Here is a 25,378-nt window from a genome sequence, read left to right as displayed (position 1 = left end):
CTCTCGAATGGTTGTGGTTTGGTCATTGATCGATCACTCCGTGTTTTCAGTCGAACCGAACGTTCGTCGCGTCGTCGGCCCCGCGGAGTCCGAGCATGTTCCACCACTTTCCGGCGCGGTAGTCCCACGTTCCTTCCGCCCACCAAGAGTGGGTATCCTCGAGAAACGACCACGGGTTGTCAATCGCTACCGGATTGCTGTTCTCGTAGAACCCGTTATCGATCCACGAGTCGCGGTGCTCGAGCCACGATTCGAATCGCGCGAAGTTCGTCACGTCGACGCCGTTCTCGAGACGATCGTGGGTGTAATGATGCCACGGATCAACGACGTTCAGGTTGAGGTGGGTCTCGTGGCCCTCTATCTCGCCTTCTGAGAGCGTCGGGTTCGTGATCTCAAGTGGGAAGTGGTGGTAGCCCGTGACGACCGCCTTCTCGATCTCGCCGGTCTGTGGATCAACATAGATGATCGACGGTTCGTGATCCCACAGGTGGGAATCCGACGCGAAGACGCTAAACGCCCGGTCCAAGAGTGTGAGATCGTCTGCGGCTGCATCCTGGTGCGTGTATCGCGCCCAGATATAGTAGGCGTCCGTGTCGTGATCCGGGCTCTGTGCCTTCCAGCCGTAGAGACCGATTAGTTGTCGTCTCGAATCCGGTGAGATCCGGAGATAGGGCATGTACGCCCGGATTTCGTCCAGATCGTCTGTGCGCTCGATGTAGTCGCCGTCGTCCGACCAATCGTAGTCGTCGATCTCAGCGGCCGCCTTCCCGACTGCCGCCGTGAGCGCAGCGCCCGGTACGGCCGCGGTGACAGCCGCCTTCGAGAGATACTGCCGTCTCGAGGTGGGCGGTGGGTGCGACTCAGAATCAGACATGTTAGATCAGCTCGTCGACGAACTCGTTGATCTCGACGACCATCTTGGCCGTCCGAGATTGGGACAGTTGCCGGTAGGCGAGTCCACGGGCCGCTGCATCGTCGGTCATCGCCTCCTCCTGGGTCTCTTCGGGTTCGTCGCCCGAGAGCAGGTTCGCCGCGTTCGGCATACCGTAGCCAACCTCTTCGACGGCCGCGTTCTGGACCGGTTCACAGGTCTTCTCGAGCATCTCGCGGACCTCCTCGAGATCAGCGTCGGGGTTCTCCGCGAGGTAGTGGCCGATCACGCCACAGGTGACCGGCGCGGCCATGCTGGTCCCGGTCAGTTCGGTCAGCGTCGACCCGCCACTCAAGGTCGGTGTCCGAGCCGTGATCTTACAGCCGGGTGCGCCGACATCGATCTGTGCGCCGGCCGTTATCCCTCCCGAGTCGTCCGTAAACCCGTTGTGTGGAGCTGTATTGGAGTAGTAGGCGCTTTGGGCCTCTTCGGGTGGCGCGGTCGTCGTCGCACCCACTGCAATCGTGTGCTCGATCGACGCCGGCGTTGCGAGCCAGCGCGTCGCCTGTCGGTCATTTCCAGCCGCGGCGACCGGGATTGCACCCTCCCCGACGGCGTACTCGAGGGCATCAGCAATCGCCATCGAGTAGAGCGGACTGCCGAGTGAGAGACAGATCAAGTCCGCTCCCTGGTCGGCTGCGTATCGAATCGCCGCTGCGATTTCGTCGATTGCACCGCCACCGTCCGAGAGTGCCTTGACGCCCAGCACCTCAGACTGGGTGAGGTAGCCGCGGTAGTTGACCTCAGCATCGTTCGCTGTGATACAGGACGCGACCCACGTCCCGTGGCCGTCGTCGTCCTGAATAGCGTCGATGCCCGTTTCGTCGGTGATCACGTTCCACGAGGACTCGAGAATCCGTGTCCCAGCCTCTTCGCCGTCAGTGTCGAACACCGACCCGTCGTTGATTCCAGAGTCCACGACCGCGACGCGGAGCGTCGACGTATCCGTATCGATGCCGATTGCGTCCGTCGCCGTGCGCGTGTCGTACAGCGGTCCGGACTCCATATCGGCGTCGAACGCGACACCCGACGCGTTCAGGTCGCCCCCGAACGCGCTCATGTGCGCAGACATAAGCCGTCCCGGAGACATTTCGTCCCATACGTCCTCGCTCTCCGGGGAGATCGGCTCCGCGAGTTGGACTGTGCGATTCAGTTCGACCGAGTCGACCCACGATTCGAACGCGAGCCCATCGCTGAGGTACTGGTTGTCGCGGGCGCGAACGCCGATATCGGCAGGCGTCGCGATGACGGTGGCCGTCCCCGACGCCTCGTGTTTCGTGCGCTCGATGACGCGTCGGTCGTTCTCAGTGCGTTCGGTCCACGACTCGAGGCTCTCGAGTTTGCTGCTTCCGTCTTCGTCGTCATCGTCGTCTGTGTCGACCGAAACGATCCAACTCAGTCGGTCACCGGAGTGACTGACTGCATCGTCGGGTGCGCTCCAAGGCCAGACGCTACTCCCCGACGTCGTCGGAGAGATCGTGGCTGGAACGAGGATGACTGCGCTTGCGGTGCCGATGTTCGTGAGGAACTCTCTGCGTGTCCGTATCTGTGTCATGTCGAGATCACCCCGGTGGCCGCGGCGGTCTCAGGACCAGCCGTGACCGGTGTCGCTGCGCTCGTCGTCGTTGCCATCGTCGTCGCGGCTGCTTCGGCGACCGCTGTTGTCTCTGCGGCGATCGTCGTCATGGACTGGAGCAGCGTTGCGAGCACCGAGAATGGCACCGACGGCGTCCAGAGTGCGTGATCAACCCAGTGCCAGAACCGGTCGAGTCTACCTGGTGACTGGTCGATTTCGATCTCTGCAACGCCGTTCTCGTCGGTGATCGTGATTAGGACGCCCTTTTCGTCGTCATCTCGGAAGTCGACCTCTCCCCAGCGGGTATCGCCATCTTGCGTAATCGAGTCACCGTTGACGCTCGCAATCGTGTCTTTGCCGTAGTTGTCGAGATGGACGTACACGGCGACGTGGTTCTGGATTTGGCGCTCGTCGTCACCTTTCAATACAGCCACGTCGAGCGTGTGATCCGTCCCATCGAGAACGCCATCGGGCTTGAGATGGAGTTCACCCGGCACGTCATCGTTCGTCCCGATCAGTGCCTCGATCCGGACGCCGTCACCGTCAGTGTCGACGCGGGCACTCTCGAGTCCCGAGCCAACAACAGCGTGGGCACCAAGCGGCGATTGTGATGCCCGAATCGTCGCTGGGTCGCTACGGCTTTGTTCGCCCGCACGCACGCGTTCGGTGATTGCGAACTCGTGACCGCTCGTGGATTCGAACGTCAATCGGACGTGATGGACGCCTTCGCCAACGGTTCGGAACGACGCTCGGTCGCGGTCCCCGTCGATGGAGGACTCGAGGAGGTCACCGTCGGGACCGAACGCTTCAACATCCGTGAGCTGGTCGTAGCCGCTATCGAAGTCGGCGTTGAGCCCGACGTGAAGGCGCTCATCGGGACCGGGCGTCATCGTGTTCCAGTCGACGGCGTTGATCTCTGGGATCTCGCCGCCGAACAGTGGGTTCTGCCCGGCAACCCGATCGTCGAGGATACCGTCAGAGTTCGCGCCCTGGAGTCGAATGTTGAATTTCGGTGGATCGTCTTCGTCGATCGGCAGGTCAGAGATGACGACCTTGTCACCAGCTAAGAGACCGCCGCTTTCGACCTCGTAGTACTCCTCGTCGAGCGTCTGGGAGGTGCCGTCCGACCAGTGGATTTCTGGAGCAATCGTGTCTGCGTCGATGCCATCCGGAATCGGGATCTCCGCGAAGATTTCGCCGTTCTCGATGTCGATCGGATCGTCGGTGTCGGGGATCTCGAGGTTCGCGACGTTCGCCGCCGCAATCTGCATACGCGACGTTTCCTCGCTGAGTTCGTCCTGTGTGAGATTCTCCGCGTCTTGGACCTCCTCGAACTCGGATCGTTCGAGGTATCGGTCCTCAGCTTCGGGGACCGTCTCGATGAGTGTGCGGTGGTTCTCATAGATGTCCTCGAGCGAGCCCCGCTCCATTTCCTCGAATCTCTGATCGTACTCGCTCTGGAGTTCGTCGACGCGGTCGTCAAGGCGCTGTTCGTCCAAGAACTGCATGAGGTCGGCGAACGATCCAAGATCACCAAGTGGAACTTCGGGCGATTTGTAGACCGTTACCTCAACGTCTTCGGCCGGTGGCTGGACCGTGTTCGGTTCGGGGCTCGGCAGGTAGAACGACCCGTTGTAGCCGCCCGCTTGGGCTTCCCGAAGGTTTTGGAGTGATGGGTCTTCGACTGCCTCGAGAACCTGTCCGTCAGCTTTCATCGCCGTTATATCCGTCGTGACTGCGTTAGCCGGCGCGTCGATTTCGAACGACCCGTTTTCGTCGGTCGTCGTCGTCTCGCGGACGACCATCTCCTGGTCGAGTAGGTCGCGGATTCGTTCGGCGCGATCGGTGAGCCGGTCGGCCTCGTCGCGAAGATCACTTTCGAACGACTGCCAGAGTTGGTCCGGGTCGCCCGAGACGACCGTGATGGCTTTGCCGGACTGGCCCTCTGGGTAGATCCGATAGACGCCGACCGGGAATTGCGTGCGGACGGCGTGCCACTCGCGGTCGGACTGGAGCGTTCGATCTTCGACGAACTCGACGCTCGTATCGTACTCCGACGTGCTCAGTGACTCGGTGCTCGGGCCAACCTGCTCGACGACGATCGTGTCCTCGACCGGTGCGCCCGGATGCGAGCTTCGAACTGGTGAGGTATCGACTAAGCCGCCGTCTTCCTCGAGATCCCAGACCGACAAGACAAGCGATTCGCCCTCGTCGACTTGGATTCGTGGGTCGTCAATTTCGGAGGAAAGAATCGTCGTCCGGCCAGTGTTCCAGTCCGAGTCGTGGTGGACCATCGGGTATTTGCCGTCGACTCCAGACGTGAACTCGTCGACGTCGAGCAGGCCGTTGCCCGTCTCGAAGTCGTCTTTGAACGTCTCCCACGTGTCGGGGACTGGGTCCGTGAGTTCGTCACGGAGGTCTTCGGCTTGGCGCTCGAGTGACCGGGCGTCGGACTCGTCGAGTGCCGGTTCCGTGATCGAATGGGAGAGAACGGTCGCGTTCGAGACGGGGTCGCCGTGTTGATCGGTTACGGTGCCCGTGATTGGGTCAGAAAATAGGTCCCCCGTTGAGTAGACAAAGGCATCACCTGAGCCACCACCGGAGATTAACTCACCTCCGTCCGGGCTCCAAGTGGTTGTTTGAAGATAGCCCCCGTCCGTGAGTGTTTTTTCTTTCGACCATCCGTTTGAAGTGTGAACATAGGTCCCCAGATTTTCGCCGTTCCGAACAACAGACGACAAGTGAGGTTGTCCATCTGCAAAATCAACATCCTCAATTCTATATCCGTCTGCTAAATCAAGTGTCTCAATGTGTGTGTAAGTTTCCGCGTCTATAACGAAAGTGTTCCCGTCGCCAGTGCCATATGCAATAAATGACCCGTCAGCGGACCAATCAAGAGGATAGGGCCTTTCCGACCCGTGGGCGTCTATCGTTTCGAGAGTTTCCCAAGCCCCACCTACCTCTTTAATCTGAACAACATCACCACCGGACGAGATAGGTAGCGCAACCCGCGATGAATCCGGGTTGAAAGAAATCGACCGAACAGTATACCCGCTTGAGAAAGAGGTTTCTTGATTCCAAGTCCCGACCTCATATGCGTAAACGGTACTATCCTGATCGGCGTGTAAAAGATATTCTCCGTCTGGTGAAAATTGTAGAGCCCATGTGTAAGGGCCCGCTCCATTGAGAGTCTGAATATGATCCCAACCTGTCCCATCATCAGATCCAACTTCGTAGACATAAGCATCCCCACCTTCGCCTAATGACACATACCGCATTTCTTCATCCCAAGAAATGCTCCGAACACCATCGGTTCCCATCCCTTCCGTTATTTCAGTAACAACTGTCTTGGTTTGAGAATCCAATATATAACCTACGCTATCATCAGATCCGACTAGGATATATTCCCCATCAGGGGAATATTCCACCTCAGAAACGCTGTCAGACGAGGCATCTATTGTATCGGTTAGTTCCCATTCGTCATCTTCCTGTGCGAGAGCCGTTCCACCATGATCCGAGATTCCGGGTAGCGACTCCGAGAATGCGAGAGTCATTGCTGGAAGACTCGCGACCATCAAGAAGACGAGCGCAATAGCCCGTAGCTGGCCCCGATTGATAGACGGCATGGATGTGTTGATCACGCTAGTCAGTCGGGACCAGCGGCTAGTCGCGTCGCTCGAGGTGTGTTGTGTGCGTCTCATTGAAGTGTTCTCAGTTGCAGGCCTCTAGCTCGTTCGGGTTGAACGTCCACCGAGCTACCTTCCGCATGATTTCGGTATCGTGCTTGTCGCCATCAGATTTCAGGTCCATCGCTTCCTCTCGAATCTGATCTTTGGTACTTGAGGGGAGCCGCGTCGTCACGAGCGCAAAAAAGAGATCGATCGTCTCTCGCAGTTCGCGTTTCGATCTGTCGGGGATGATCCCACCGAAGGTAACGTGGCCGACTTCGGAGTAGCGCCACGCCTTCGTCGACGGCGCTTTCTTCTGCATGTGGGTCTGCTCGGTGTAGAGACTCCGGCGCGTCGGTGGGTAGACCTCCTCATCGGTGAGATCGATCACTTGACCTTCGTACTCGTGCATCCCCTCCTCCGGGGGTGCATTGAGCGCGATCGGGTCGATGATCCGATCGGAGGTCTGTTTCAAAACCAGGCGAGAAAGGGAGCCTTCCTTCGTCGTCCCACTCGTTTCGGTGTGGCCCGACTGCATCTCCGTTTCAGAATCACCTTCATCGTCTTCGTCTGTGTCTTCCTCGTGCCAATTGTACGGGCTATACTGCGCATTCTCCGGTGACCGACGGTCTGTCGACTCCTCGGTCTGACGAACGTGGGCTGACATAGGGGTGTGTGCTGTTTCGCGACGTACCGGGGCGATCCCGTTTTTTGACTGCTAGTCCTGCTGTGGCTACTCCCGTTGATTGCCGAACGTGAGAAGCGTAGCTATTTGTTTTGTCACACGTGACGGCCGCCCTGAATAAAGCCCGGCCACCCAGCACAGATCGGGTCCTAGCCGACGTTACGAGGTTGCCTTACCGACGTGTGACCTGTTAAACGCATATACGCGGTCATGTGTTATGAAAGTAATGGATGCCAACGTGTTTGAGCCCGAATTATTGCTCTCAGAGTGTCTCTTTGGTGTTCGGCAGTTGGAGAATCGAGTCTGAAATCGATCAGTTTCGCAGTTACCGAACCGTCCCAAGTGCGCGAGCCGCGTCCGCCGAGATCACGATGTGGCGCTCTCCGAGTGTGACGCCACCACCAGCGACTGACTCGATCAACCTCGACAATTCCTCGAGATAGGACCGGTTCCGTACCTCTTGAATATGGAGCGTGTCCTTCCCTTCGTGTTCGATTGTTCGATTCTCGAGATACGAATAGACGAACTGTTCGCGAACGTCCGTCGGTGCGTCGTCGAGATACGGCGGCAGTGTGAGGTGCTGGTCGGCTTTCGGGCCAACGGGAGCGCCGAGTACCGACAGCACACGACCGAGTACCGTCCCGTGTTCGGTGGGTCGCGCTTCGTCGGCCCGGCCGTCGCGATCGCCGACCACCTGGTAGTCGACGCCGGCCAGTTCGAGGGCGTCGATGACGTGGCTATCTTCGCCCCGGTGGTTCAGCGCAAACGACGGTCGGTAGTCGCGCTCAGCAATCGACCCTCCCGAAAACACGTTCGAGACGAGTGTATTCAATGCGGTGAACTCGGGGGAGCCATACGTACACTCGAGCCACCCGTACTCGCGTGCGGCGTCGATCGCCCGCACTGCGTCGGGTCGGCCATCACCGTCGACCCACAAGCGAATACGACTTCGCGGGAGTTCCAGGGCAGAGGCAACCGCGCTCGAGCCCTTGTTGGGGTGTTTGCTCGCATATTTCGCCACGCGTCGGTAATCCTCGACAGCATCAAACGGGTCGGCGTAAGCTGGTGTGTTGTAGGTGCGCGCGAGAGCGCGCTCGGAGACCAGCGACGGTTCAGACATAGTGGCGTGATGTTACTGAATCGGGATAACAGTTTCCGGTTTCGGCGAGATAGCCGAAATCGGACGCCTCAGTGGTTTCAAGCACCCACTGGAAGGCCTCTGTCGGGCGTTGAATATCAAAGCTGAAACCGATATCAGCAGTCAGGAGGTTCACGATCCTATAGGTATATATGGGTACAGTAAACTGGTTGCTATCAGCACCAAAATCGAACGGCAGGGAAGGGACGCGTCGGGATGGTTGTGCAAACCCAATCCCCCTGTGCGTCACGCGGTGGTATCATGCCACCAAGAATAAGCTTTCCGACCGTTTGCGGTGCGTGAACACATGGATTTGAAGCAATACCGGAAGAAGTTGGTTGGTAACGAGCAGGAAAGAGCGGTTTCACCTGTCATAGGGGTCATACTTATGGTTGCGATCACAGTAATTCTGGCAGCCGTGATCGCGGCGTTCGTGCTGGATCTCGGTAGTGGACTCCAAGACAGTGCGCAAGCTGGTGCGAGTGTAGATAATGATGGTGGAGACCCAGTCACAGTGACGGTCGAGTCGCTATCTAACGCCGACAAGGTTGAAATCCGCGATAGTAGCGGTGGAGTACAAGCAGAAATGGACTCAGTTGGCCAATCAGTTGACGCCTCAACGACCTCTGGAGATAACGACTTGAGTACTGTTCCATCATCAGGAGATTCATTCTCCGTAGTTGCCGTTTTCGAGGATGATTCTGGAAGTAACACCATCGCGACCTTCGAAGTCGACACATAGAATATCGGCAGTAATTCTTTTTATTAGAACGGGTGTGGGAATTCGCAGAAGTGTTGGGAAGAGTTCGATGAGTGGTATCCAGATTTGGACAACGTCGACTATATTCTCTTCAGTCACGTACGGAGCTCCCCCTGATCCTGATCGACGAAGCCGTTTGCGTCACCTTTGGCCTCGAGTCCGTGCTCGGTCTCGCCTACAATCCGATGGACGGCGTAATTGTGCCCGCCCCAGTCGCCCGTATCGTAGACCACAACATCGCCGATCTCCAGTTCGCCGTCGACCTAGATATTCAGCGTTGGGCCGGCGTCGCCCATCGAACCGCCATTCGACGGCGTTACCCCGATCGGGAGCCGACAAGCGGCGCGAAGATAACGCTCACCAGAACGGCCGAGACGAGAACCCCGAGCGCGTCGATCCGAACGGCGTTCATCGCCAGATAGTCCGTCGGATCGATATGTCAAAATTGCGTCGATTGCCGCGCGAAAAAGAAGTGCCGCGTCTATTCAGCCCGATCGACGACTTCAGCACCGGACAGAATTAACTGGGAATGTCCGTCACGCGCGACCGTCGCAGCTGCTCGCCCTCGGACACGGCTTTCGGAACTATCGGAACCCGCCCCGTCGACACTATCCTCACGTAGCCCGACAGATTCCGTATGCTAATCGACGAACGGGTGCTGACCGCGGATTTTCAACCGTCGGAGATCCTGCATCGACATGATGAGATATCCACGCTCTCGCGTACGTTACAGCCGATTTCGGACGGCGAGATCGACAGCAGTGCCGGGGCCTTCATTTGGGGTCCGACTGGCACGGGAAAGAGTTGTACGACTGCGTACCTCCTCAAGCATCCGCTTAGGGGCTATAAACTCTCGAAAAGCGGTGTATCCAGGTGCTACGACATCTGGACACGTCCACGGTAGTAGATGCGTGGTGGGCTGGTTGGATCGCTGTCGCGTGGTGCAACGCGACAGAAGCGATTAGCGCGTCAATCGTTATCAACACCCTTACGATTCCCAGTCACTTGGAAACGGCACTGCTTCTTACCGGAACGGGCAAGCGGATATGATCTCGATAGGGACGAGTCCGCCAGAATCACAGGGGAAACCAATGGAAACATAGAGGATTGAAAACTATCTCAGAGTCAAGGACCGTAGATGATCTGACTAATCGGGTTTAGTCATTCTATTGATTACTTCGGTACATCGGTCCACCACTCGCTGGCGGCAATATCGGCGTCGAGTTCGTCAAAGGCTGCAGGTCGGTCATCGCCCTCTAGATACAGATAGTACGAGAACAGATCCGCAGTGAGCCAGCCCGTCACGTCGTCGCGCGGGTTTGCGAGCGTGATCTCGAAGTCGAAAGTCTCAGGATCCTCATCAGTACACGAGATATACTCCTCTCCGCAGGCGTCTTCGTCATCGGAGACCACGATGACGAGTTCCTCGGAAGCGTCCTCGTACGCCTCGAGTTCGGATAACTCTCCGATCGTAATGTTCTGATCCATGTGCGCTTTCGACCACGATTCGTAGTAGCCGAGGCCGTGTTCGATCTGTTCGCGCACCGCGTCGCGGTCGTGGCCCGATGTGTTCCAGACGATATCCGCGGTGATCGGATCAGGGAGCGCCCCGTACTCGCCGGCCATGAGATCGTGGGGTTCATCGTCGTGCTCGAGCCCGAGCGTATGCCCGATTTCGTGTTTGACCGTCTGAAGCGTGCTTTCGTTGGTGTACCCGTCTTCGATTTCGATCGTAGCTGCTCCAGTTGGTTCCTCAGTCACGAGATCAGCACAGCCCAAAAATGTTTCCGATCCGTGTATCCCACAGGACGTGATCGACCCACGCCAGTGTATTTTCACGTCTGGATTGGTCGCGTCTGGCTGGAGATCGTATTCGATCGGATAGCCCGCGTATGCTTCACTGTTAGCTTCCCAGTACGCTAACGCCTCTTCGACGAGCGGTTCAACGTCCTGGTCGGTCGCCGTATCGTTGAGTGCGACGACTAACTCCGCCTGTCCGTACGGATTAGCGTGGTGGACGTCGTCCTCAGTTGTCGGCGAGTCAGCCTCTACATCACCGTTGACGATCGGCGAATCAGTATCAGAGGAGTTGTTCGCCATCGGATCGCCACCGCCACCTGCACAGCCAGCTAGCACGAGCATCACAGCGCACGAGAGTACGACCAGCCCGTTTCTGTTCATACCTCACCCGACAGAGGCCCATGTGAAAATTATATCGGCAAAATTGATAGTCAGGGTCAATTTCACAGGGTTCTCGCCTATATCATCATCTCACGAACAACAGCGAGAAAACAGTCCACCGGTTTCGCCTCCTTTCGGAACTATCGGAACCTACCCCGTCGACACTATCCTCACGCGGGCCGACAGATCCCGTATGCTAATCGACGAACGGGTGCTGACCGCGGATTTTCAACCCTCAGAGATCCTGCATCGACATGATGAGATATCCACGCTCTCGCGGACGTTGCAGCCGATTTCAGAGGGCGAGATCGACAGCAGTGCCGGGGCCTTCATTTGGGGACCCACCGGGACGGGGAAGAGTTGCACGACCGCGTACCTCCTCGAGCAACTCGCCGACGAAGCCGATATCGGAAGCGCGACGATCGACTGCTGGCAACAGAATACGAGTTCGGCCGTCTACCACACGCTGTTAAACGAAATCGCACCCGCACACACGCGTACTCGCGGGACCACCGCCAAATCAGTGCTATGGGAAGGCCTGGACGATCGCCTTCGCGACCGAGCACAGTTCGTCGTCGTCCTCGACGAGGTCGATCAACTACAGGACGATCAGGTGCTCTACCAGTGCTACGAACACGAGTCGATCACACCGATCCTGATCGCCAATCGGAAACACGACTTTTTCGCCGGTCTCGACGAGCGGGTGACCTCCAGGCTGCGCGGGTACAGCGCCGTTCACTTTCGGAACTACAGCGACCAGGAGCTGGTATCGATCCTCGAGAACCGAGCGCGGGCCGCACTCCGGCCGGACGCGGTCTCAGCGTCGGCGCTGGCCTCGATCGCCGGCCACGCCCACGGCGACGCACGCCTCGCGATTGCGATTTTACGGAACGCTGTTCGCGAGGCTGGGGAGGATCTTCGCGACGAGCACATCATCGCTGCTGTTGAGGAAGCCCAAACCCAGCTTCGACAGGAGACGCTCGAGAAACTCTCGGAGGTCCAGCGGATTCTGTTTCACAAGCTCACGGCCCACGGCGAGCAATCGCTGTCGGAACTCTACGACCGCTACTGCGCCCACGGCACCGTCGACGAGCCGGTCGTGAAACGAACAGTGCGCAAGCACCTCGCGAAGATGGCCGACTACGATCTCGTAGTCCGCCACGGCAAGAAGCGCGGCCGGACCTATGCGTCTGCGCTCGAGGAGCAGTTCCAGGTATGATTAGGTTGTTGGGATAAAATCGGGAGTCAGAATATAGTTTTGCTGTGGTCTCGAGGCTGTATTTTGTTCCCGGAATATTACTACGCAGAGCCATTCGTGAACACGATTTCTTCAATTTTGCAATATAGAGCATCGAACAAGACATATATGATCTGTAAAAGAACTGGAGAGCCCCGGTACTACCGTTATAGGAATATCCAGATGTGAACACGCCTGACTCCAGTTCGTGTTCATATCGAGGATACCGTTTCTCTCCACGTTCAACCGCCAGGAGGGGGGCGAAGGGAGAAAAAATACAGCCTCAAAGTACTACTCTTCTTCCCAGTCAGTTTCTTGGATGACGATATGTTCGCAACTTACACAATCTAAGATTCTTAGACCATGGTATACTTCACCCTGCTCAGTTTGGCGAACATCTTTAGCTGGTCGGAAAAAACGACCTCTGCTGCTAATGGTGAAGATCTCGTTGCACTCAGGACAGGTAGTGCTTTTCTTGGTCTGTAAATAGATGAACGGACTAGCAAAAATAAACAACGATACTACCATCATGAGCATGCCTGAAATAGGATCTAATGAAAATGGAGATATATTTAAAATGGATGTCATCCAGAGATCACCTGTCCATGTAGAATCAATCACCTCCACAAACGTTAGAAAAGCCATGGTTCCGCCAATAGCTGCAATCATATAGAGAGAGATGGTGATTTTTTCTCGATCCATATACGGTAGTGAAGAGACCCAATTGCCAATATAATGTAACGTCTGAGCCATATCTCTAGAAGAATTGAAAGATTCGTCAGGATAGGATCGCCAATTAGGACTACTCTCAATTACCTCTACTAATTCTTTTTTCGACATGCTAGTCCAATCTCTCCCACCATCTGGCCTCTCAACAACTTTCTTGGTCATTTTTTGTTGTAGCTCAAAATTATCAATCATATTTATTGTGTTAGTCTGATTCACTGAGGAGGGACTATTTTTCTCATCTCTAAATATGCTAAAAACCGTCATTGAGGTTCCTACGAGGCTGATCCCAAAAGAAAGGGTAAATGCAATACCTAAATTTAGCATTCTACCCAAAATGAGTGTGAAAACCAGCGTAGATATAATTGTTATTAGAACCCCAATCCCCAGCACCTTTGATTGTCTATAAATCATTTCTTGAGGAGATAGAGAACCATCCAACATTAATCATACTCTCCCCACACTCTGTTTTTGGCCTAGCCAGTAGAGAGTAAAGTCCAACAACGCCTTTGCCACGAACAGTGACTAGTAGTTTAAGATAAGTATTTCCAGCAAAAACAGGGTAATCAATCCACTATGGTCGAATCTTTCTACGGTTCATTGGCCGCATCTGCGAGTGTTTTTATCGCAATACTCACTGCATTAATATCCAACCAGCTCGTAGGGATCGAATCTGAGAAACGACGGTTGAATCAACGCAAACAGGATATCAGTCGTCAATTAGAGAATTTGAGAGCGAGAAAGAAGAGTATTATTGATGAAATCAAATCTATTGAGCGAACTCGAGAGAGTGAGGCTGAACGAGAGGCTCGTGAAAACGTAGAGGAATTTATTGAATATATAGATAGGTCCGAAATAGAATTACCTCCTGAGATCGCCACGGAGGAGGACATTTATTCGCTATTTTCAGAATATATCGGGAGAGAGGCAGAACGGATTGATGAGGGTATCAACTCAGACCCACACAAATCTGAACTCCGTAAACGAACAGCGGAAATAAAGGCAAATCTGGCATGGTCCTCAGCTAAATCTTTTAGGAAGGATTATGATTTCAGCTATGCATCCACTTTTAATCCACTGAGCGACACAACGACAAAGGCTGATAAGGAAGCGTTCATAGAATCATATAAAGACGAACACAATATTGAGGACCTATACTCTTTCTCAAGGAATGCATTAGTGGAAATTTTCAAGATAGAAATGAAACCGGGAATGGACATGCACTTATTTGATGCCAGATACTCCTCTGGCCCAACGGTCTACAACGATCCCTCGAATATTGAAGATAACCGCTACAAGAATCTACAGCAAGAGAAGAAAAAGGTTGAAATTGAGATTGAGGGGAAAGAGACAGAAGTGAATGATATTGAGCAAGATCTTAGCTCATATGATACGAAAGAGTTGCTGCCAATATTTTATGCAACTTTGGTTTCAGTTGCCGTTTCAGTTGTTGTCCCATTGGGTACATATTTGGCAGAAGAGCGCAACATATGTCATATTTGTAGCGGTTTTATTGCGAATAATTGGATGGTAATTGTATTTGTACTATGGGGGTTAGGATTCTTACTTACCTTTGCCGTCTTGTATATGGAGATAAAGTATGATGTCGATTCTCTTTACGACCGGATTTGATACCCTTAGCGAAATAATCACTCAAGTTGACGAATCACCCCGGGAACTGTGAGCCCCTGTTGGTCTGCGATTTCGACTGCGAGATTCGACGTAGTGGGCGGACGACCGTCCGCAGTTTAGTGTGGTGCGGTAATGATCTCGAAGGTCATCGCAACGATCTGGACTGGATTTACCACGAATGGCATTGAACGAGGGCTAAAATTTTCGCGTACCGCTTGGATCGGCCGTGCGGAGCGGACAGTTAGTTTGTGACCTTGGCCTTAGCCACAATCTTCCCCCCAGCAGTGAGCCTCACTCCGTTCCTCGAGCTGTCGGTACACCTCGATAATCGTGAGCCCGTGCTGATCAGCGATCTTGGCAGCCAGGTCGAACGCATGATCCTCAGTGGGCCTGCCCTTATGATCGCGAGCGAGTTCGACAAGTGCGAATACGACCAGCAAGTCATCTTGGGGATGGCGCATCACAGACTGTCGTGGCCTCGCTATCACACCTAAATATCCGTACGGACCATTCGAGCAGCGTGGATTATACCTACTGACCGTCAGTGGACTCTTTGGAGAGGTCTTCGCTGGAAATACTGATACGCTCGTTCATAGTGTCGAGTTGCTCCTCGAGGTCGGCAATCCGGCACTCCTGAGCGAGCAGCATCGAAATGAGGTGTGTAGTCGTCGGATCGGTGTGGTTCTGAATCCCACCAGCGTCGGCGAAGTTCCGCGCCTGGACGAATAGCCGTTCGAAGTGATCTTGATACTCAAGTCGAAGTGCTCTGTGGTATGGTGACCACTCGTTTTCGAATTCACGGAGCGTATCGCGGTAGGTTGGGTTCGTTTTGCCCATGTACCCCAAAGCGAGCGCACAACGGATAAGCAACGGAGAGTGGTTTCCGGAATTCCGATACAGTCTCTCGTTCGGAGCTGCGTCGTTGTACACACGAGTATTCCCATCTTGTGTGCATATTTGGGAAACTGGATTTGTCGACGTACAATCCCACGCGGTTGGTTGTTTAACAGAGAGGATTTAGAGTCTATTGAGGGTTCCAGTCCTAGGGTTCTTGTACGAAGGCGCAGCCAGAACCTTCGATGCGACATCCACAGACTATTTGTTGATCGTCGAAGCACTCACTTGGATGGGTGACTGTTACCCTCCTGGTCCAACCCGTGAACGTTGCTGGATGCTTGCCGAGGAGATCGCCGCGGAGCACGGATTGACCTTGGGCGATGCAATCGCTCAACGAGACCCGTCAGTACCTCGCTGGTTATAACCAACTTACCGCACACACGAATTTCCATACCTCGTGTGTATATTCGAGCAACTTGTTTGGATATGTACAACTACTGGGAAAAGTAATACACAGAGACGGTAATAAAATTGCCAAAGTCAATTGTACATCACTAATAAGGTGGTTGAAAAACGGTATGTGTTGAGTTCCAACAACCTACAAATCAATAAAGATCCGGTGGCAATGTCTTACTATGGCGAGTGATTACACACCACCAGAATTCGGCGAAAGCAAGTTTAATTGCCCACATTGTGGCACTTATGCCCACCACAGTTGGGATCGGATGGCCTTCAATAATTACACTACGTCATTTTTTATGTCAAAGTGCGTCTCCTGCGATGACAATACAATCTGGAAAAAGTCACAAAATCCAACCATGTATTATCCAAAATCGTCATCTGCACCACTACCTCATAATCAGATGCCAAAAGATGTTAGACGAGACTATGTTGAAGCACGTGAAATTGTAAATGATTCACCAAGAGCAGCGGCAGCATTGCTTCGACTCGCAATTCAGAGATTATTAGAAAATCATCTTGAGACTCCTGGTGATGGCATATTTCATGATATTGGATACTTAGTTGAGGAAAACGAAATTCACCCGACTGTAAGAAAAATGTTGGATGCTGTGAGAATAACTGGTAACAACTCTGTACATCCAGGTGAAATGAATATGGACGATGATAGTGAGACAGCTATAGCATTATTCAAACTCATAAATTATATAGTAGATGGAACAATCGGACGCGAAAAAGAGGTTGAAGAGTTTTGGAATACTCTGCCTGAGGAAGAAAAAGAGTGGGTGGAAGATAGAGACAAGTAGTTAAGAAAGACGATATTGTAAGAGTTTCTGGCAAACCTCTATTTCATGTGCTTCAACTGGAGATCTGCGTGCGGAGGTGGGGGCGGGGCGCTGTAATTTTTTGGCTCAGTCCCGTTGGGGACACTACAGTACTGAGACGGACCAATTGGCAGCACACATTCCCAGAATTACGTATTCGACTGCGATTCGCTCCCAGATCCAAAGAGTAGCTTGAATGGAAGCGCAAAGATGAACCACACCAGCTTGAGCGGCAGGATCACGAACAGCCAGACCAGGCCCTTGAGCAACGAGCCGTTCGGCGTGTACGTACTCAACACTCGCTGTCCACCTTCGTCCACGATGAGCTCGGCGAGTTCCTCCCCGTTTAGGACCGTGACTTCCTCGCGGTTCTCTTGCTTTCGCGCCCCACCGGTAAACTCGGTCGTCGTCACCACAACGATCTCGTCGATATCATCGTCCCATCGGAGATCGAGCACCCGGTTGACATCCGATTTGTCGACTTTGTACCCCTCGCGATAGAGCGGTTGTACCAACTCGGTCGTCGACGATCGGAGCAGCCCGCCACCGCCTTTGGTTGCTGTGAACGTCGCACGGCGGCCGTCGGCGTCGTCGATATCGTACCCCCGGTGCTCCCATAGATCGGCCACAAAATCGCTGAATTCGTTCGTGTCGATTTCGAATAGTTCCTCTCGGATCTCCTCGCGCTGTTCCATTACGGTGATTTCCTCTCAAAATTACACCTTGAACTTTTTGGGCGATGTAATCGGGAACACTATTGAAGTAGTGATGAGATTCGGATTATATGGCGGACGACGACTGGTCCAGTAAGCGCCGCGAGGTGGCCTACCAGGAGGTCCGAGCAGTCATTGATGCGCAAAACGGTACGATGGCAGATATCGACGACAAGGCCGTGCGGACTGTTCGATTTACTGCCGTTCTCATTGGGTTACTCGTCACTGCCCTACAGTATGCTCCCGAGATGTTTCAGCAAGAGCTGTTCGCAGCAGCGATCATTGCACTCGTTATCTCAGCGTTGGTTGGTATCATCACCTACAACGAGTCGAATCTGTATGTTGGACCACGGGGGACATACATCGAAGCCCTCACAGACAACGATTTTGATGGCGAATCCTGGGAAGAGGACCTATTAGAGACCTATGCAGGGATGATTTCTGAAAACCGAGATGACATTCGATGGAATGCACTCCTGCTTGGAGTATCACTCGGAACGTTGACTGGTGGGATCATCTTTGCAACGCTGTCCATAGCTATTTAGGGCGCGAACTATTACAGTAACACGATCACAATGAGTGCTGAAAGCCGCGAGAAGGCCCGCAAAAAAGGTCTCAAAAGCGGAAAAGGGTCGCAACTTCTGTCGCGACTCCTCGGCCGTGAAACGGCAGAGAAAGACGACGAATAGCGTCTATTTGTTTTAGCTTGGCGTAGGCAACAGAGACGTAATAGCCACTGGAGTGTTCGTCGGTTCGTTACTGAAATTCGAACCGAGCGCCTCCCTCTGATGACTCTGTAAGGGAGACTTCGTAACCGTGATCAGCGGCAATACGACTCACGATCGTCAGTCCGACCCCACTGCCACCGTACCCAGTCGTAAACCCATGCTCGAATACCTCCTCTCGAGTTTCTGGTGGAATCCCCGTTCCAGTATCCTCAACATAGAATCCGTCATCAAGCGGGCCGACTCGGACAGTTACATCGAGTCCACCATGACCGACTGCATTTCGGAATAGATTCTCGAAAAGTGCTTGCAGTTGGCTCTTATCGCCGTTGATGGTACAATCGTGCGTTTCAAGGGACGCGGTCTGGGTATCGATAAGCCTCCACGCCTCTCGTGCGACCGTTGACAGAGATATTGGTTTGCGATTTTTTGATGGAGTATTGGTTCGAGCGAGTGCTGTAAGATCGACGATGAGATCCTCTACCCGTTTCAGTGCATCTTCGACTCCATCTAAGTACATATCGTCGTCTGTCTCGCGGTATTGCTCGAGTTCAGCGACGGCAATCGCTAACGGGTTCTGAAGGTCGTGAGAGACCATGCTTGCAAACTGATCGAGGCGCTCATTTTGGTTGGCAAGCTCCGCTGCTGTCTGGCGGGCTTCGGTTACATCTTGTGTGACTAAAATGCCGTATGGCTCATCGGTAATCTGTACTGATCTCGTCTCGACATGATGGATTTGACCCTGATATTCTGTATCAAATGATCGAGAGCCTCCATCGATCGTTGCTCGGAGGTTAGGTTTGAGCACAGTAACCGTTTCTTCAGGGAAAAGTTCGTCCACCTGCCTGCCAACCATTTCCGTTGCCGCTCTTCCTGAGAACGGGAGCGTTTCGGGACCAACAATACGATAGCGAAGATCAGCATCGAACAATACTAACACACCATTCGGAAAGTTCTTAATTAAAGTTCGATCACCAAGTGGAGGTGGATTTGCATTTCGCATGAAGTACTCTGGTATACGATAAAACAACTGATCATCTGTTAAAGGTGTTGGCTCACCGTTAAAAGTGAAAATAGGCTAATGATAGCTGGAAGCCAATAGGCAACCACTTCCTCGGATCGGATATTTATATAAGTTTAATTAGTGGACAGATATATGGGCGGTACAAAGGCTATTAAATTACCTAGGGTTCTTGACGATTTGAAAATCGGAATCACGTTGCATGATCCAGAGACAGGCGAAATCCTTGACGTGAACACCCAACTGGAGCAATTATACGGCTACACCCGAGCAGAGCTACGGGAAATGGATGTGGAGGATTATACAGCATCATCAAGGAGGTTTACACAAGAGAAGGCAGTTCGCCGAATTCAGGCAGCCGCTGACGGGGATGACCAAGTATTCGAATGGCAAATTGAACGTGCAACTGGAGAGTTAGTCTGGGTTCGTGTTCGCCTCAACCGTACAACTATTGATGAAACTGTATGTGTCATTGCAGAAATTCGGGATATCACTGGATACAAAGCTCGAGAGAGACGGTTACGCCTTCTTAATCGGGTTATCCGACACAACCTCCGAAATGAGACAAACATACTCATTGGATATGCCGATCGTCTTCGAAGTGCTGTTGAAGAGGAGACACTGGAGAAAGAAGTTGAAACCATTTTGGATATCGCCACAGAGATTGGAACATTGAGTGACTCGATTCGCCAGGTCGAGGAGATTGCAGAACCCGACGCAACAGAACGATCTCCGACAAAACTCGGAAAGTTGGTCAAAGAAGTCGCCACGGAGATCCGATGCGAGTTTCCAGAAGTTGAACTAACTGTCGATATACAGACGGACGTTTCTGTAAACGCCGATAAGGGCCTCCAGTACGCTACTAAACACGCTCTCGAAAATGCAATCGTTCACAGCGATGATCAGACTCCTGCTGTTGAGATAGTAGTCACCAAGGCGACTGACACTGGACGAGGGGTGATTGAGATAATCGATACAAATTCAGTCATTCCAGAGGTCGAAATTGACGTTCTCAAAGACGATGCAATGGCGAGTACTACCTATCACGGGTCGGGTGTTGGTCTATGGGTGATGCAGTGGTGTGTTGATTCTCTCGGCGGAGAACTCCTCTTTGAGGAGAATTCGCCTCACGGAAACAGAGTCCGTTTCTTGCTGCCAGAAGCTGACTTCTGTGTGAGATAGAAACGCCACCCGAATTGCTACCTACTCGTGTCGCTATGGGGTTCCAGACTCATCTACAGAGGTTTCAACAAAATCAACGTGTTTCTGCATCAAAAGATGCCGGTGATAGGCCGACATCCAAGCTCCCCATCCGCTGGTGGTTTCGGAATCGGACGGGGCGATCTGAGATCAGGCGTCGGTGGCTGGTGACGTTGGAACGATCTCGATCGATGACGGTGGGTTTCAGATGTCTCACGTCGAACGGAACCTGTCAGCAATGACAGTACCCCTTACCCCCGTCGAGTATACCATTCGAGCAGTTCGGATTAAGCCTGCTGGCCGTTGTAGGCAGTTCTAGTGCAGTTTTGCCGTGTTAGTGAAACACTCAGTCACAGTTTCAAGTGGCCATCACGTTCAGCAAATTGTCTCTCTACATGAGAAGTGGTTTTCCGCAGTTACTCTGTCAGCAACTCGTCGACATACTGATTTTCCCACTCTCGACGCGCCTTGAGTTCACGCTTTCCACGAGCGGTCAGTGTATAGAAATTCGTTCGTCGATCTGCTTCGCCTTTTTCGACAAGGCCCTTGTCAACGATCGTGTCGAGATTGGGATAGAGCCGTCCGTGATGGATCTCGTTCTCGTAATAATTCTCGAGTTCGTCTTTGATTGCAAGGCCGTGCGGGTCTTCTTTGCCGGCGATTGTGTACAGCAAATCACGCTGAAAGGCAGTTAAATCGTACATATCGGTACGTTGTTCTATCATCATATAAGAATGTCGAGTTTACATCATCAGCCCGATATACACTGGTGTGCAAAGAGACCAGTGTGGTATCGCTAGCTATGAACAGATACAGTCCACGGGAATGGCCGACTACGATCTCGTCGAGCGACACAGCCAAAAGTGCGGGCGGACCTACGCGTCCGCGCTCGAGGACGGTCTACCGAACTAACGGAACCTGGTTGGGTTGTCTTCCTCGTTGTCGCTGTAGCGGTTGTTTGGAGGCGTTGGTGGGTCTCTGCAGTCGTTGTTGGTTGGGTTGGAAACTCTGTAACGGAACGGGTGCAAACAGTGTTGGATTGGCTGCAAACGGTGTACAGGCTGTCTGGGAACACTGAATGGTGTCGGAATCGGGCTTTGTGGGACGCGCAACTATCGGAACACGGACTTCGCGATCCGTTCTTTATCCGATCAGCGGGGTTTGGTAGAGATGGGGCTGATCGGTGTGACACTGGAAACGGTGTGAAACGCCCTGAAGCCCGCGGTTGACACACCTGACCACGACGGGGCAACCTTACAAGGCCCCCAGGAAAGGTCAGCACAACACCCCTTAAGTGTGTACGTCGCTCTAACCTGAGGGCTATCTCGGGTGGGCGTACCTGTACGAATGAGAAGGACTGTGTTAAGTTTGTCTATCCTGTGGGATAATCTAAGTAAATGCTGAGATTTTAGTCTCTTGAACGATATTTGCGTGTGAACGTCAGTTATCGGGCGGTAGAGAGGCGTTGCTGTGGTGGGTGAGCTGTGGACGATCGGCCTTGGTCGAGAGGGACTACAGCCGACGAGTGATGGATCGAAGTGACTGCGCAAGACTGAGGGAAAGATTATTTCTTCCTAATCGGGTGCTCGAGCGTCGGGGACGGGGTGAGAACAGCCACGGGACGGAACGATACGGAAACGGAGAGGGACGTAGAGAGAACGGCGTGAGAACGCCGAGAACGGAGAAGACACCGGGAAGGATAGATGGCCGGACCGACTCGAGCGTTACTAGGGATGTCGTGACATACCAAGAGCCGTGTTCTACCAGAACACTTTTAACCTATACTATCCTACTAATCCGCAATACGTTCTTTGAGGCAAGGTAGAACGGAGTGATACCGCAGCCGGTCTCGGCGGCTGCTCTCCGTGGAGTTCTCCGGATCTTCGGTTTTCGCGCCTCAGCAGTCCTCATTATCCGATCCCTCCATCGACAGAATCGCCTCAGATACGTTTTCGACGGCGCTCTCCAAGAAGAAATGCCACTGATTAATGCGCAGTCGACCATCTCGATTGTTATTAATCGCAAGCAGGCGTCGGGTTCACTGTTCTACAGACAACTCGATCCCGTCGCTCGAGGCGGCTGTACGCGGTCCAATCTCGGCTAGCCAGCTCGTCACGACGATCGTCACGACGTGTCCGTCGTGTTGACGGTGATCGATCGGCGTCCAAAACAGAGTAATCGGGATGTCGTCACTCCTGGGCGATGAATACGTGGGAATAGACTGTGGAACAAACAGGAAAGGAGAGAGTTGACACTACACCGCAGGGCTACCACTGGATCTCTCACGCGTTAGCCGTCGAGATTCTTCGCGACGACCTTGAATCGGTCCTCGAGAGGCATCCGCCCGTCGTCGTTCTCGTATGGCTTGAAGTCCAAGACGGACTGCGTGGTCTGATCAAACGAGAGTTCAGCAGCACCGTCGTAATCGATGTACTCGTTCCAGACAACGTAGCGGGCGTGCTCGGGCGCACTCGCGTAGATGCCCTTCATACGCTCGAAGACGTGGTGGATGTACCGGCCGACATCTTCGAATTGCTCTTCGTCGTACTCGATGTGGTCCTCGAGAACGGGCATGTACTTGCCGTGGCCGATAAACGCGGGCAGCTTTGCGAGGTTCTTCCGGAACTCAGCAAGCGCCGTCAACCAGTCGTCCATCGGTTCGAACTCGTTGGTGAGCGACCCCTCCATGACGAGGTTGCGCTTTCGCCATGCTTCGGGAGTCGGTGCGTAGCTCTCTTCTAGGTCCTCGAGAACCTGATCGAAATAGCTGGGCAGTTCAGTCTCGAGGGCGTCCTGAGACGCGTAATAGGACTCGATCGTGACGTTCGGGTGGGCTTCGAGGTGGTCGATCACGAGGTCTTTGTGCTTGCTGATCTTGTACCGAAGACCATCGTCGTAGTCAGCACGTTCGATCTGGTGACCGAGGTACTCCTCGATACGGTCGTCAATCAACGCGTGTGGGACGACGTCGACCTGTGATCGGAGCACGCCAGCAATGACTTTCGCGTTGAACTTCCGATTTCGTTTGAGTCGTTCGGCCTTGACGCGGTCAGGGTGAATCTCGAGATCCGGCCCCCAGTGGCGGTCAACAGCATCTTTGAGTTCGGACCAGGTCAGCGAGCGGCCTTCGTTTGCCAGATCGTCTGGCGTGAACGTCGGCGTGTAGCTGTTCGCCCGCCCGCGGTTGTCCTGGTCGTCGAGATCGAAGGCGTCAGTCTCGCCCTCGAGCGTGTACTCGTCGGGGAGATCGTCGGCAGCGATCTCGCCGGCCAAAATCGCGTCGGCGGAAATTTCCTCGAGTTCATCCGACAGGATTGCGCCGGGGTGGATGTTCCCTGCGTTCTCGAAGTACGCTTGGAACGCCGCGTGTTTGAGGCCAGCCGACTGCGAGGTGTCCAAAAATTCGTAGCACAGCGCCTCGATGATCTGTTTCTCGAGTGGATCCGTCCCGACGGAGACTTTCGTCGAGCCGTCGTCGCCGAAGCCGATGTCAAGGTTGGATTCGATCTCGAGGGGAACTGCGTTCGTCTGTTGGCTGTGATCGGGTGAGCGATTCGTCGTGTCTGCGTTCGGTGACTGCGATTTTATGTTTGAGGTCGACATGTTCCGAAGGGGTGTTGTGCGTTAGTTTTTGATGAGCGAGCGACGATTTGTGACGTGAAAAACGTCAGGTGGGCGGTGGCGGTGGACCAGCTCGCCCAACGGTCCACGTCGGTCGGAACACCTGTCGGCTTTGGAGGCCGATCGATGACAGAACCGCATGACTACACAGGGATTGGAACCTGTCTAGAGCACAAAACTTATGCCACACGGACGCGTACGTATGAACGTCGTTGTGAGACTCACTTGGTGGCAGGCATGTGTCTGTCATCGTTAAGGGGTGTTGTCTGACAACCGGTCGAACGCTCGGGATCGGCCCGGCGTGGTCGACTTCTGCGCTGCAACAGAAGACCGACGAGCGGAGGCGTTCTCGAGCGCAACCGAAACCGGTTGGGCGACGTACGTATTTCGTATACCCAGAACCACAGGCCCACTGATATTTAGGTCTGTCGCCAGATTGAACCGTATTGTGTAGGCGAAGGTTACTCGAGTCAACCAGACCAGAACCGCCGCGAGGGTTGGCGACACTAAGGTTTTTGGCGGTTGCGCCGGTAGAATGAACTGGACACGCGACATTCACGATGGGCGTTCCGTCCGTCGGCGTCTGCGTGTTCTCGTGTGACATTCGTAAGGGGTCCCGGACTGTTAGGCCCAGTTCGGGTTTTTCGGAGGGCAACGTGTTGAGCAGTCGTTAGGCTAGGCATACAACCCTTGGCACTTATAGTTTTCTCAAGACTCACTTAGATTCCTATCTACATTCCAATAGTAGGAGACGCTGGGTTCGTTGCATTTCTGTTGCATCGTCTCTGTATGCAATAAGGATTATAGCCGTTCGGTGAGACTGACGAAATACATGGATGCTGCGGATATAGAGCGTGCCGACTGGATGGCGGCCGTTGATTTGAAAATTCTCGCGTACTACTACAACCGCAATCCGGACATATATGGTCCGTCTACGGTCGCGAAGAACATCCGACGAACGGACGGCGATTCCTACAATGGCGATTACATCAACCAGCGGATGCTGACGCTCGCCGACGTTGATCTACTCGAGAAACTCGAGCGCGGCGAATATCGAATCTCCGAGACCGGAATCGAGTACGTCGACGGCGAGATCGGGCCGGACGAGCTGCCCGATTAGAAGTCACTCCGAGTCGTCCAACTGTTCTTTCATGCCCTCGAGTTCGCGCTCGAGGCGATCGACACGCTCGACCAGCGATTCTTCGCAGACTTCGGTCTGGAGAATATCGAAGAGTTCAGGGTCGTGCTCGCGGAGCAATCGGGCGTCTTCCCGCATTCGTCGCTCTAGTTTTTGTTTGACTCGAGATCGGTGCGTAGAGCGCGTATCGTCGTCGACGCTCTCGTCGCCGCGGATTGCGGCCCGCTCGCCGTCGGTGAGTAAAGCCCGTCGCGTGACATCCTCCTCGCCGTTTACGGCGAGGCTTCCCACAACAGTGGGATTCCG

The 25,378-nt window shown here is 53.9% G+C and carries 22 protein-coding genes; 7 read left to right on the top strand and 15 right to left on the bottom strand.

The window, feature by feature from the left end; genetic code table 11:
• Window positions 1–46: 46 nt before the first annotated feature.
• From ACSFC5_RS22755 to ACSFC5_RS22730, 6 genes are all read right to left on the bottom strand, one after another.
• The gene (locus ACSFC5_RS22755) at window positions 47–874 is read right to left on the bottom strand and encodes a hypothetical protein (RefSeq protein WP_440767500.1); all 828 of its coding nucleotides are present in this window, start codon (window positions 872–874) and stop codon (window positions 47–49) included.
• Window position 875: 1 nt separating this feature from the next.
• Window positions 876–2,486 (bottom strand): S8 family peptidase, encoded by a 1,611-nt coding sequence (locus ACSFC5_RS22750; protein WP_440767499.1) that lies wholly within the window; start codon window positions 2,484–2,486, stop codon window positions 876–878.
• A complete protein-coding gene (locus ACSFC5_RS22745) occupies window positions 2,483–6,061 on the bottom strand; it encodes a WD40 repeat domain-containing protein (RefSeq protein ID WP_440767498.1) in 3,579 nt (1,192 codons plus the stop codon). The genes ACSFC5_RS22750 and ACSFC5_RS22745 overlap by 4 nt, the downstream gene beginning before the upstream one ends.
• A gap of 157 nt (window positions 6,062–6,218) precedes the next feature.
• A complete protein-coding gene (locus tag ACSFC5_RS22740; RefSeq protein WP_440767497.1) occupies window positions 6,219–6,842 on the bottom strand; it encodes a hypothetical protein in 624 nt (207 codons plus the stop codon).
• A gap of 343 nt (window positions 6,843–7,185) precedes the next feature.
• The gene (locus ACSFC5_RS22735; RefSeq protein ID WP_440767496.1) at window positions 7,186–7,980 is read right to left on the bottom strand and encodes a hypothetical protein; all 795 of its coding nucleotides are present in this window, start codon (window positions 7,978–7,980) and stop codon (window positions 7,186–7,188) included.
• Complete coding sequence (locus ACSFC5_RS22730; protein ID WP_440767495.1) at window positions 7,973–8,134, bottom strand: hypothetical protein; 162 nt, start codon at window positions 8,132–8,134, stop codon at window positions 7,973–7,975. The genes ACSFC5_RS22735 and ACSFC5_RS22730 overlap by 8 nt, the downstream gene beginning before the upstream one ends.
• 171 nt (window positions 8,135–8,305) lie before the next feature.
• Between ACSFC5_RS22730 and ACSFC5_RS22725 the strand changes: the two genes are divergently transcribed.
• Window positions 8,306–8,740: a type IV pilin domain-containing protein gene (locus tag ACSFC5_RS22725; RefSeq protein WP_440767494.1), complete on the top strand. Its 435-nt coding sequence runs from the start codon at window positions 8,306–8,308 to the stop codon at window positions 8,738–8,740.
• Window positions 8,741–8,853: 113 nt separating this feature from the next.
• Here ACSFC5_RS22725 and ACSFC5_RS22720 read toward each other — a convergent pair whose 3' ends face one another.
• The gene (locus tag ACSFC5_RS22720; RefSeq protein ID WP_440767493.1) at window positions 8,854–8,991 is read right to left on the bottom strand and encodes a hypothetical protein; all 138 of its coding nucleotides are present in this window, start codon (window positions 8,989–8,991) and stop codon (window positions 8,854–8,856) included.
• A 940-nt stretch (window positions 8,992–9,931) separates the two neighbouring features.
• Window positions 9,932–10,939, bottom strand: a complete 1,008-nt coding sequence (locus ACSFC5_RS22715; protein WP_440767492.1) for a matrixin family metalloprotease — start codon at window positions 10,937–10,939, stop codon at window positions 9,932–9,934.
• Window positions 10,940–11,132: 193 nt separating this feature from the next.
• On the opposite strand from ACSFC5_RS22715, the gene ACSFC5_RS22710 reads away from it, so the two are divergent.
• Entirely contained in the window at window positions 11,133–12,158 is a 1,026-nt protein-coding gene (locus ACSFC5_RS22710) for a Cdc6/Cdc18 family protein (protein ID WP_440767491.1), read from the top strand.
• Between the two features lie 309 nt (window positions 12,159–12,467).
• Here the strand turns inward: ACSFC5_RS22710 and ACSFC5_RS22705 are convergent, their stop codons facing one another.
• Window positions 12,468–13,346, bottom strand: a complete 879-nt coding sequence (locus ACSFC5_RS22705) for a hypothetical protein (RefSeq protein WP_440767490.1) — start codon at window positions 13,344–13,346, stop codon at window positions 12,468–12,470.
• A gap of 132 nt (window positions 13,347–13,478) precedes the next feature.
• Here ACSFC5_RS22705 and ACSFC5_RS22700 point away from each other — a divergent pair, with 132 nt between their 5' ends.
• Complete coding sequence (locus ACSFC5_RS22700; RefSeq protein ID WP_440767489.1) at window positions 13,479–14,534, top strand: hypothetical protein; 1,056 nt, start codon at window positions 13,479–13,481, stop codon at window positions 14,532–14,534.
• 531 nt (window positions 14,535–15,065) lie between these two features.
• Here ACSFC5_RS22700 and ACSFC5_RS22695 read toward each other — a convergent pair.
• Window positions 15,066–15,464, bottom strand: coding sequence for a DUF8156 family protein (locus ACSFC5_RS22695; RefSeq protein WP_440767488.1), 399 nt, complete (start codon window positions 15,462–15,464; stop codon window positions 15,066–15,068).
• A gap of 542 nt (window positions 15,465–16,006) precedes the next feature.
• Between ACSFC5_RS22695 and ACSFC5_RS22690 the strand changes: the two genes are divergently transcribed.
• Entirely contained in the window at window positions 16,007–16,636 is a 630-nt protein-coding gene (locus tag ACSFC5_RS22690) for a DUF4145 domain-containing protein (RefSeq protein ID WP_440767487.1), read from the top strand.
• A 167-nt stretch (window positions 16,637–16,803) separates the two neighbouring features.
• Here the strand turns inward: ACSFC5_RS22690 and ACSFC5_RS22685 are convergent, their stop codons facing one another.
• Entirely contained in the window at window positions 16,804–17,349 is a 546-nt protein-coding gene (locus tag ACSFC5_RS22685) for a restriction endonuclease (protein ID WP_440767486.1), read from the bottom strand.
• 89 nt (window positions 17,350–17,438) lie between these two features.
• Between ACSFC5_RS22685 and ACSFC5_RS22680 the strand changes: the two genes are divergently transcribed.
• Window positions 17,439–17,912, top strand: a complete 474-nt coding sequence (locus tag ACSFC5_RS22680; RefSeq protein ID WP_440767485.1) for a hypothetical protein — start codon at window positions 17,439–17,441, stop codon at window positions 17,910–17,912.
• Between the two features lie 211 nt (window positions 17,913–18,123).
• On the opposite strand, the gene ACSFC5_RS22675 is transcribed toward ACSFC5_RS22680, so the two are convergent.
• Window positions 18,124–19,095, bottom strand: coding sequence for an ATP-binding protein (locus ACSFC5_RS22675; protein WP_440767484.1), 972 nt, complete (start codon window positions 19,093–19,095; stop codon window positions 18,124–18,126).
• Between the two features lie 153 nt (window positions 19,096–19,248).
• Here ACSFC5_RS22675 and ACSFC5_RS22670 point away from each other — a divergent pair, with 153 nt between their 5' ends.
• The gene (locus ACSFC5_RS22670) at window positions 19,249–20,295 is read left to right on the top strand and encodes a sensor histidine kinase (RefSeq protein WP_440767483.1); all 1,047 of its coding nucleotides are present in this window, start codon (window positions 19,249–19,251) and stop codon (window positions 20,293–20,295) included.
• A gap of 434 nt (window positions 20,296–20,729) precedes the next feature.
• On the opposite strand, the gene ACSFC5_RS22665 is transcribed toward ACSFC5_RS22670, so the two are convergent.
• On the bottom strand, window positions 20,730–21,017 hold the full coding sequence (locus ACSFC5_RS22665) for a PadR family transcriptional regulator (RefSeq protein ID WP_440767482.1): 288 nt from the start codon (window positions 21,015–21,017) through the stop codon (window positions 20,730–20,732).
• 1,585 nt (window positions 21,018–22,602) lie between these two features.
• Window positions 22,603–23,916 carry a hypothetical protein gene (locus tag ACSFC5_RS22660; RefSeq protein ID WP_440767481.1) on the bottom strand — a complete coding sequence of 438 codons (1,314 nt, stop codon included), beginning with the start codon at window positions 23,914–23,916 and terminating at the stop codon, window positions 22,603–22,605.
• Window positions 23,917–24,766: 850 nt separating this feature from the next.
• On the opposite strand from ACSFC5_RS22660, the gene ACSFC5_RS22655 reads away from it, so the two are divergent.
• The gene (locus ACSFC5_RS22655) at window positions 24,767–25,054 is read left to right on the top strand and encodes a winged helix-turn-helix domain-containing protein (protein ID WP_440767480.1); all 288 of its coding nucleotides are present in this window, start codon (window positions 24,767–24,769) and stop codon (window positions 25,052–25,054) included.
• A gap of 3 nt (window positions 25,055–25,057) precedes the next feature.
• On the opposite strand, the gene ACSFC5_RS22650 is transcribed toward ACSFC5_RS22655, so the two are convergent.
• Complete coding sequence (locus ACSFC5_RS22650; protein WP_440767479.1) at window positions 25,058–25,363, bottom strand: hypothetical protein; 306 nt, start codon at window positions 25,361–25,363, stop codon at window positions 25,058–25,060.
• Window positions 25,364–25,378: the final 15 nt, after the last annotated feature.

The organism is Natronorubrum marinum (genome assembly GCF_052040125.1).
GTDB lineage: Archaea > Halobacteriota > Halobacteria > Halobacteriales > Natrialbaceae > Natronorubrum.
This window is presented reverse-complemented; position numbering and strand designations above follow the sequence as displayed.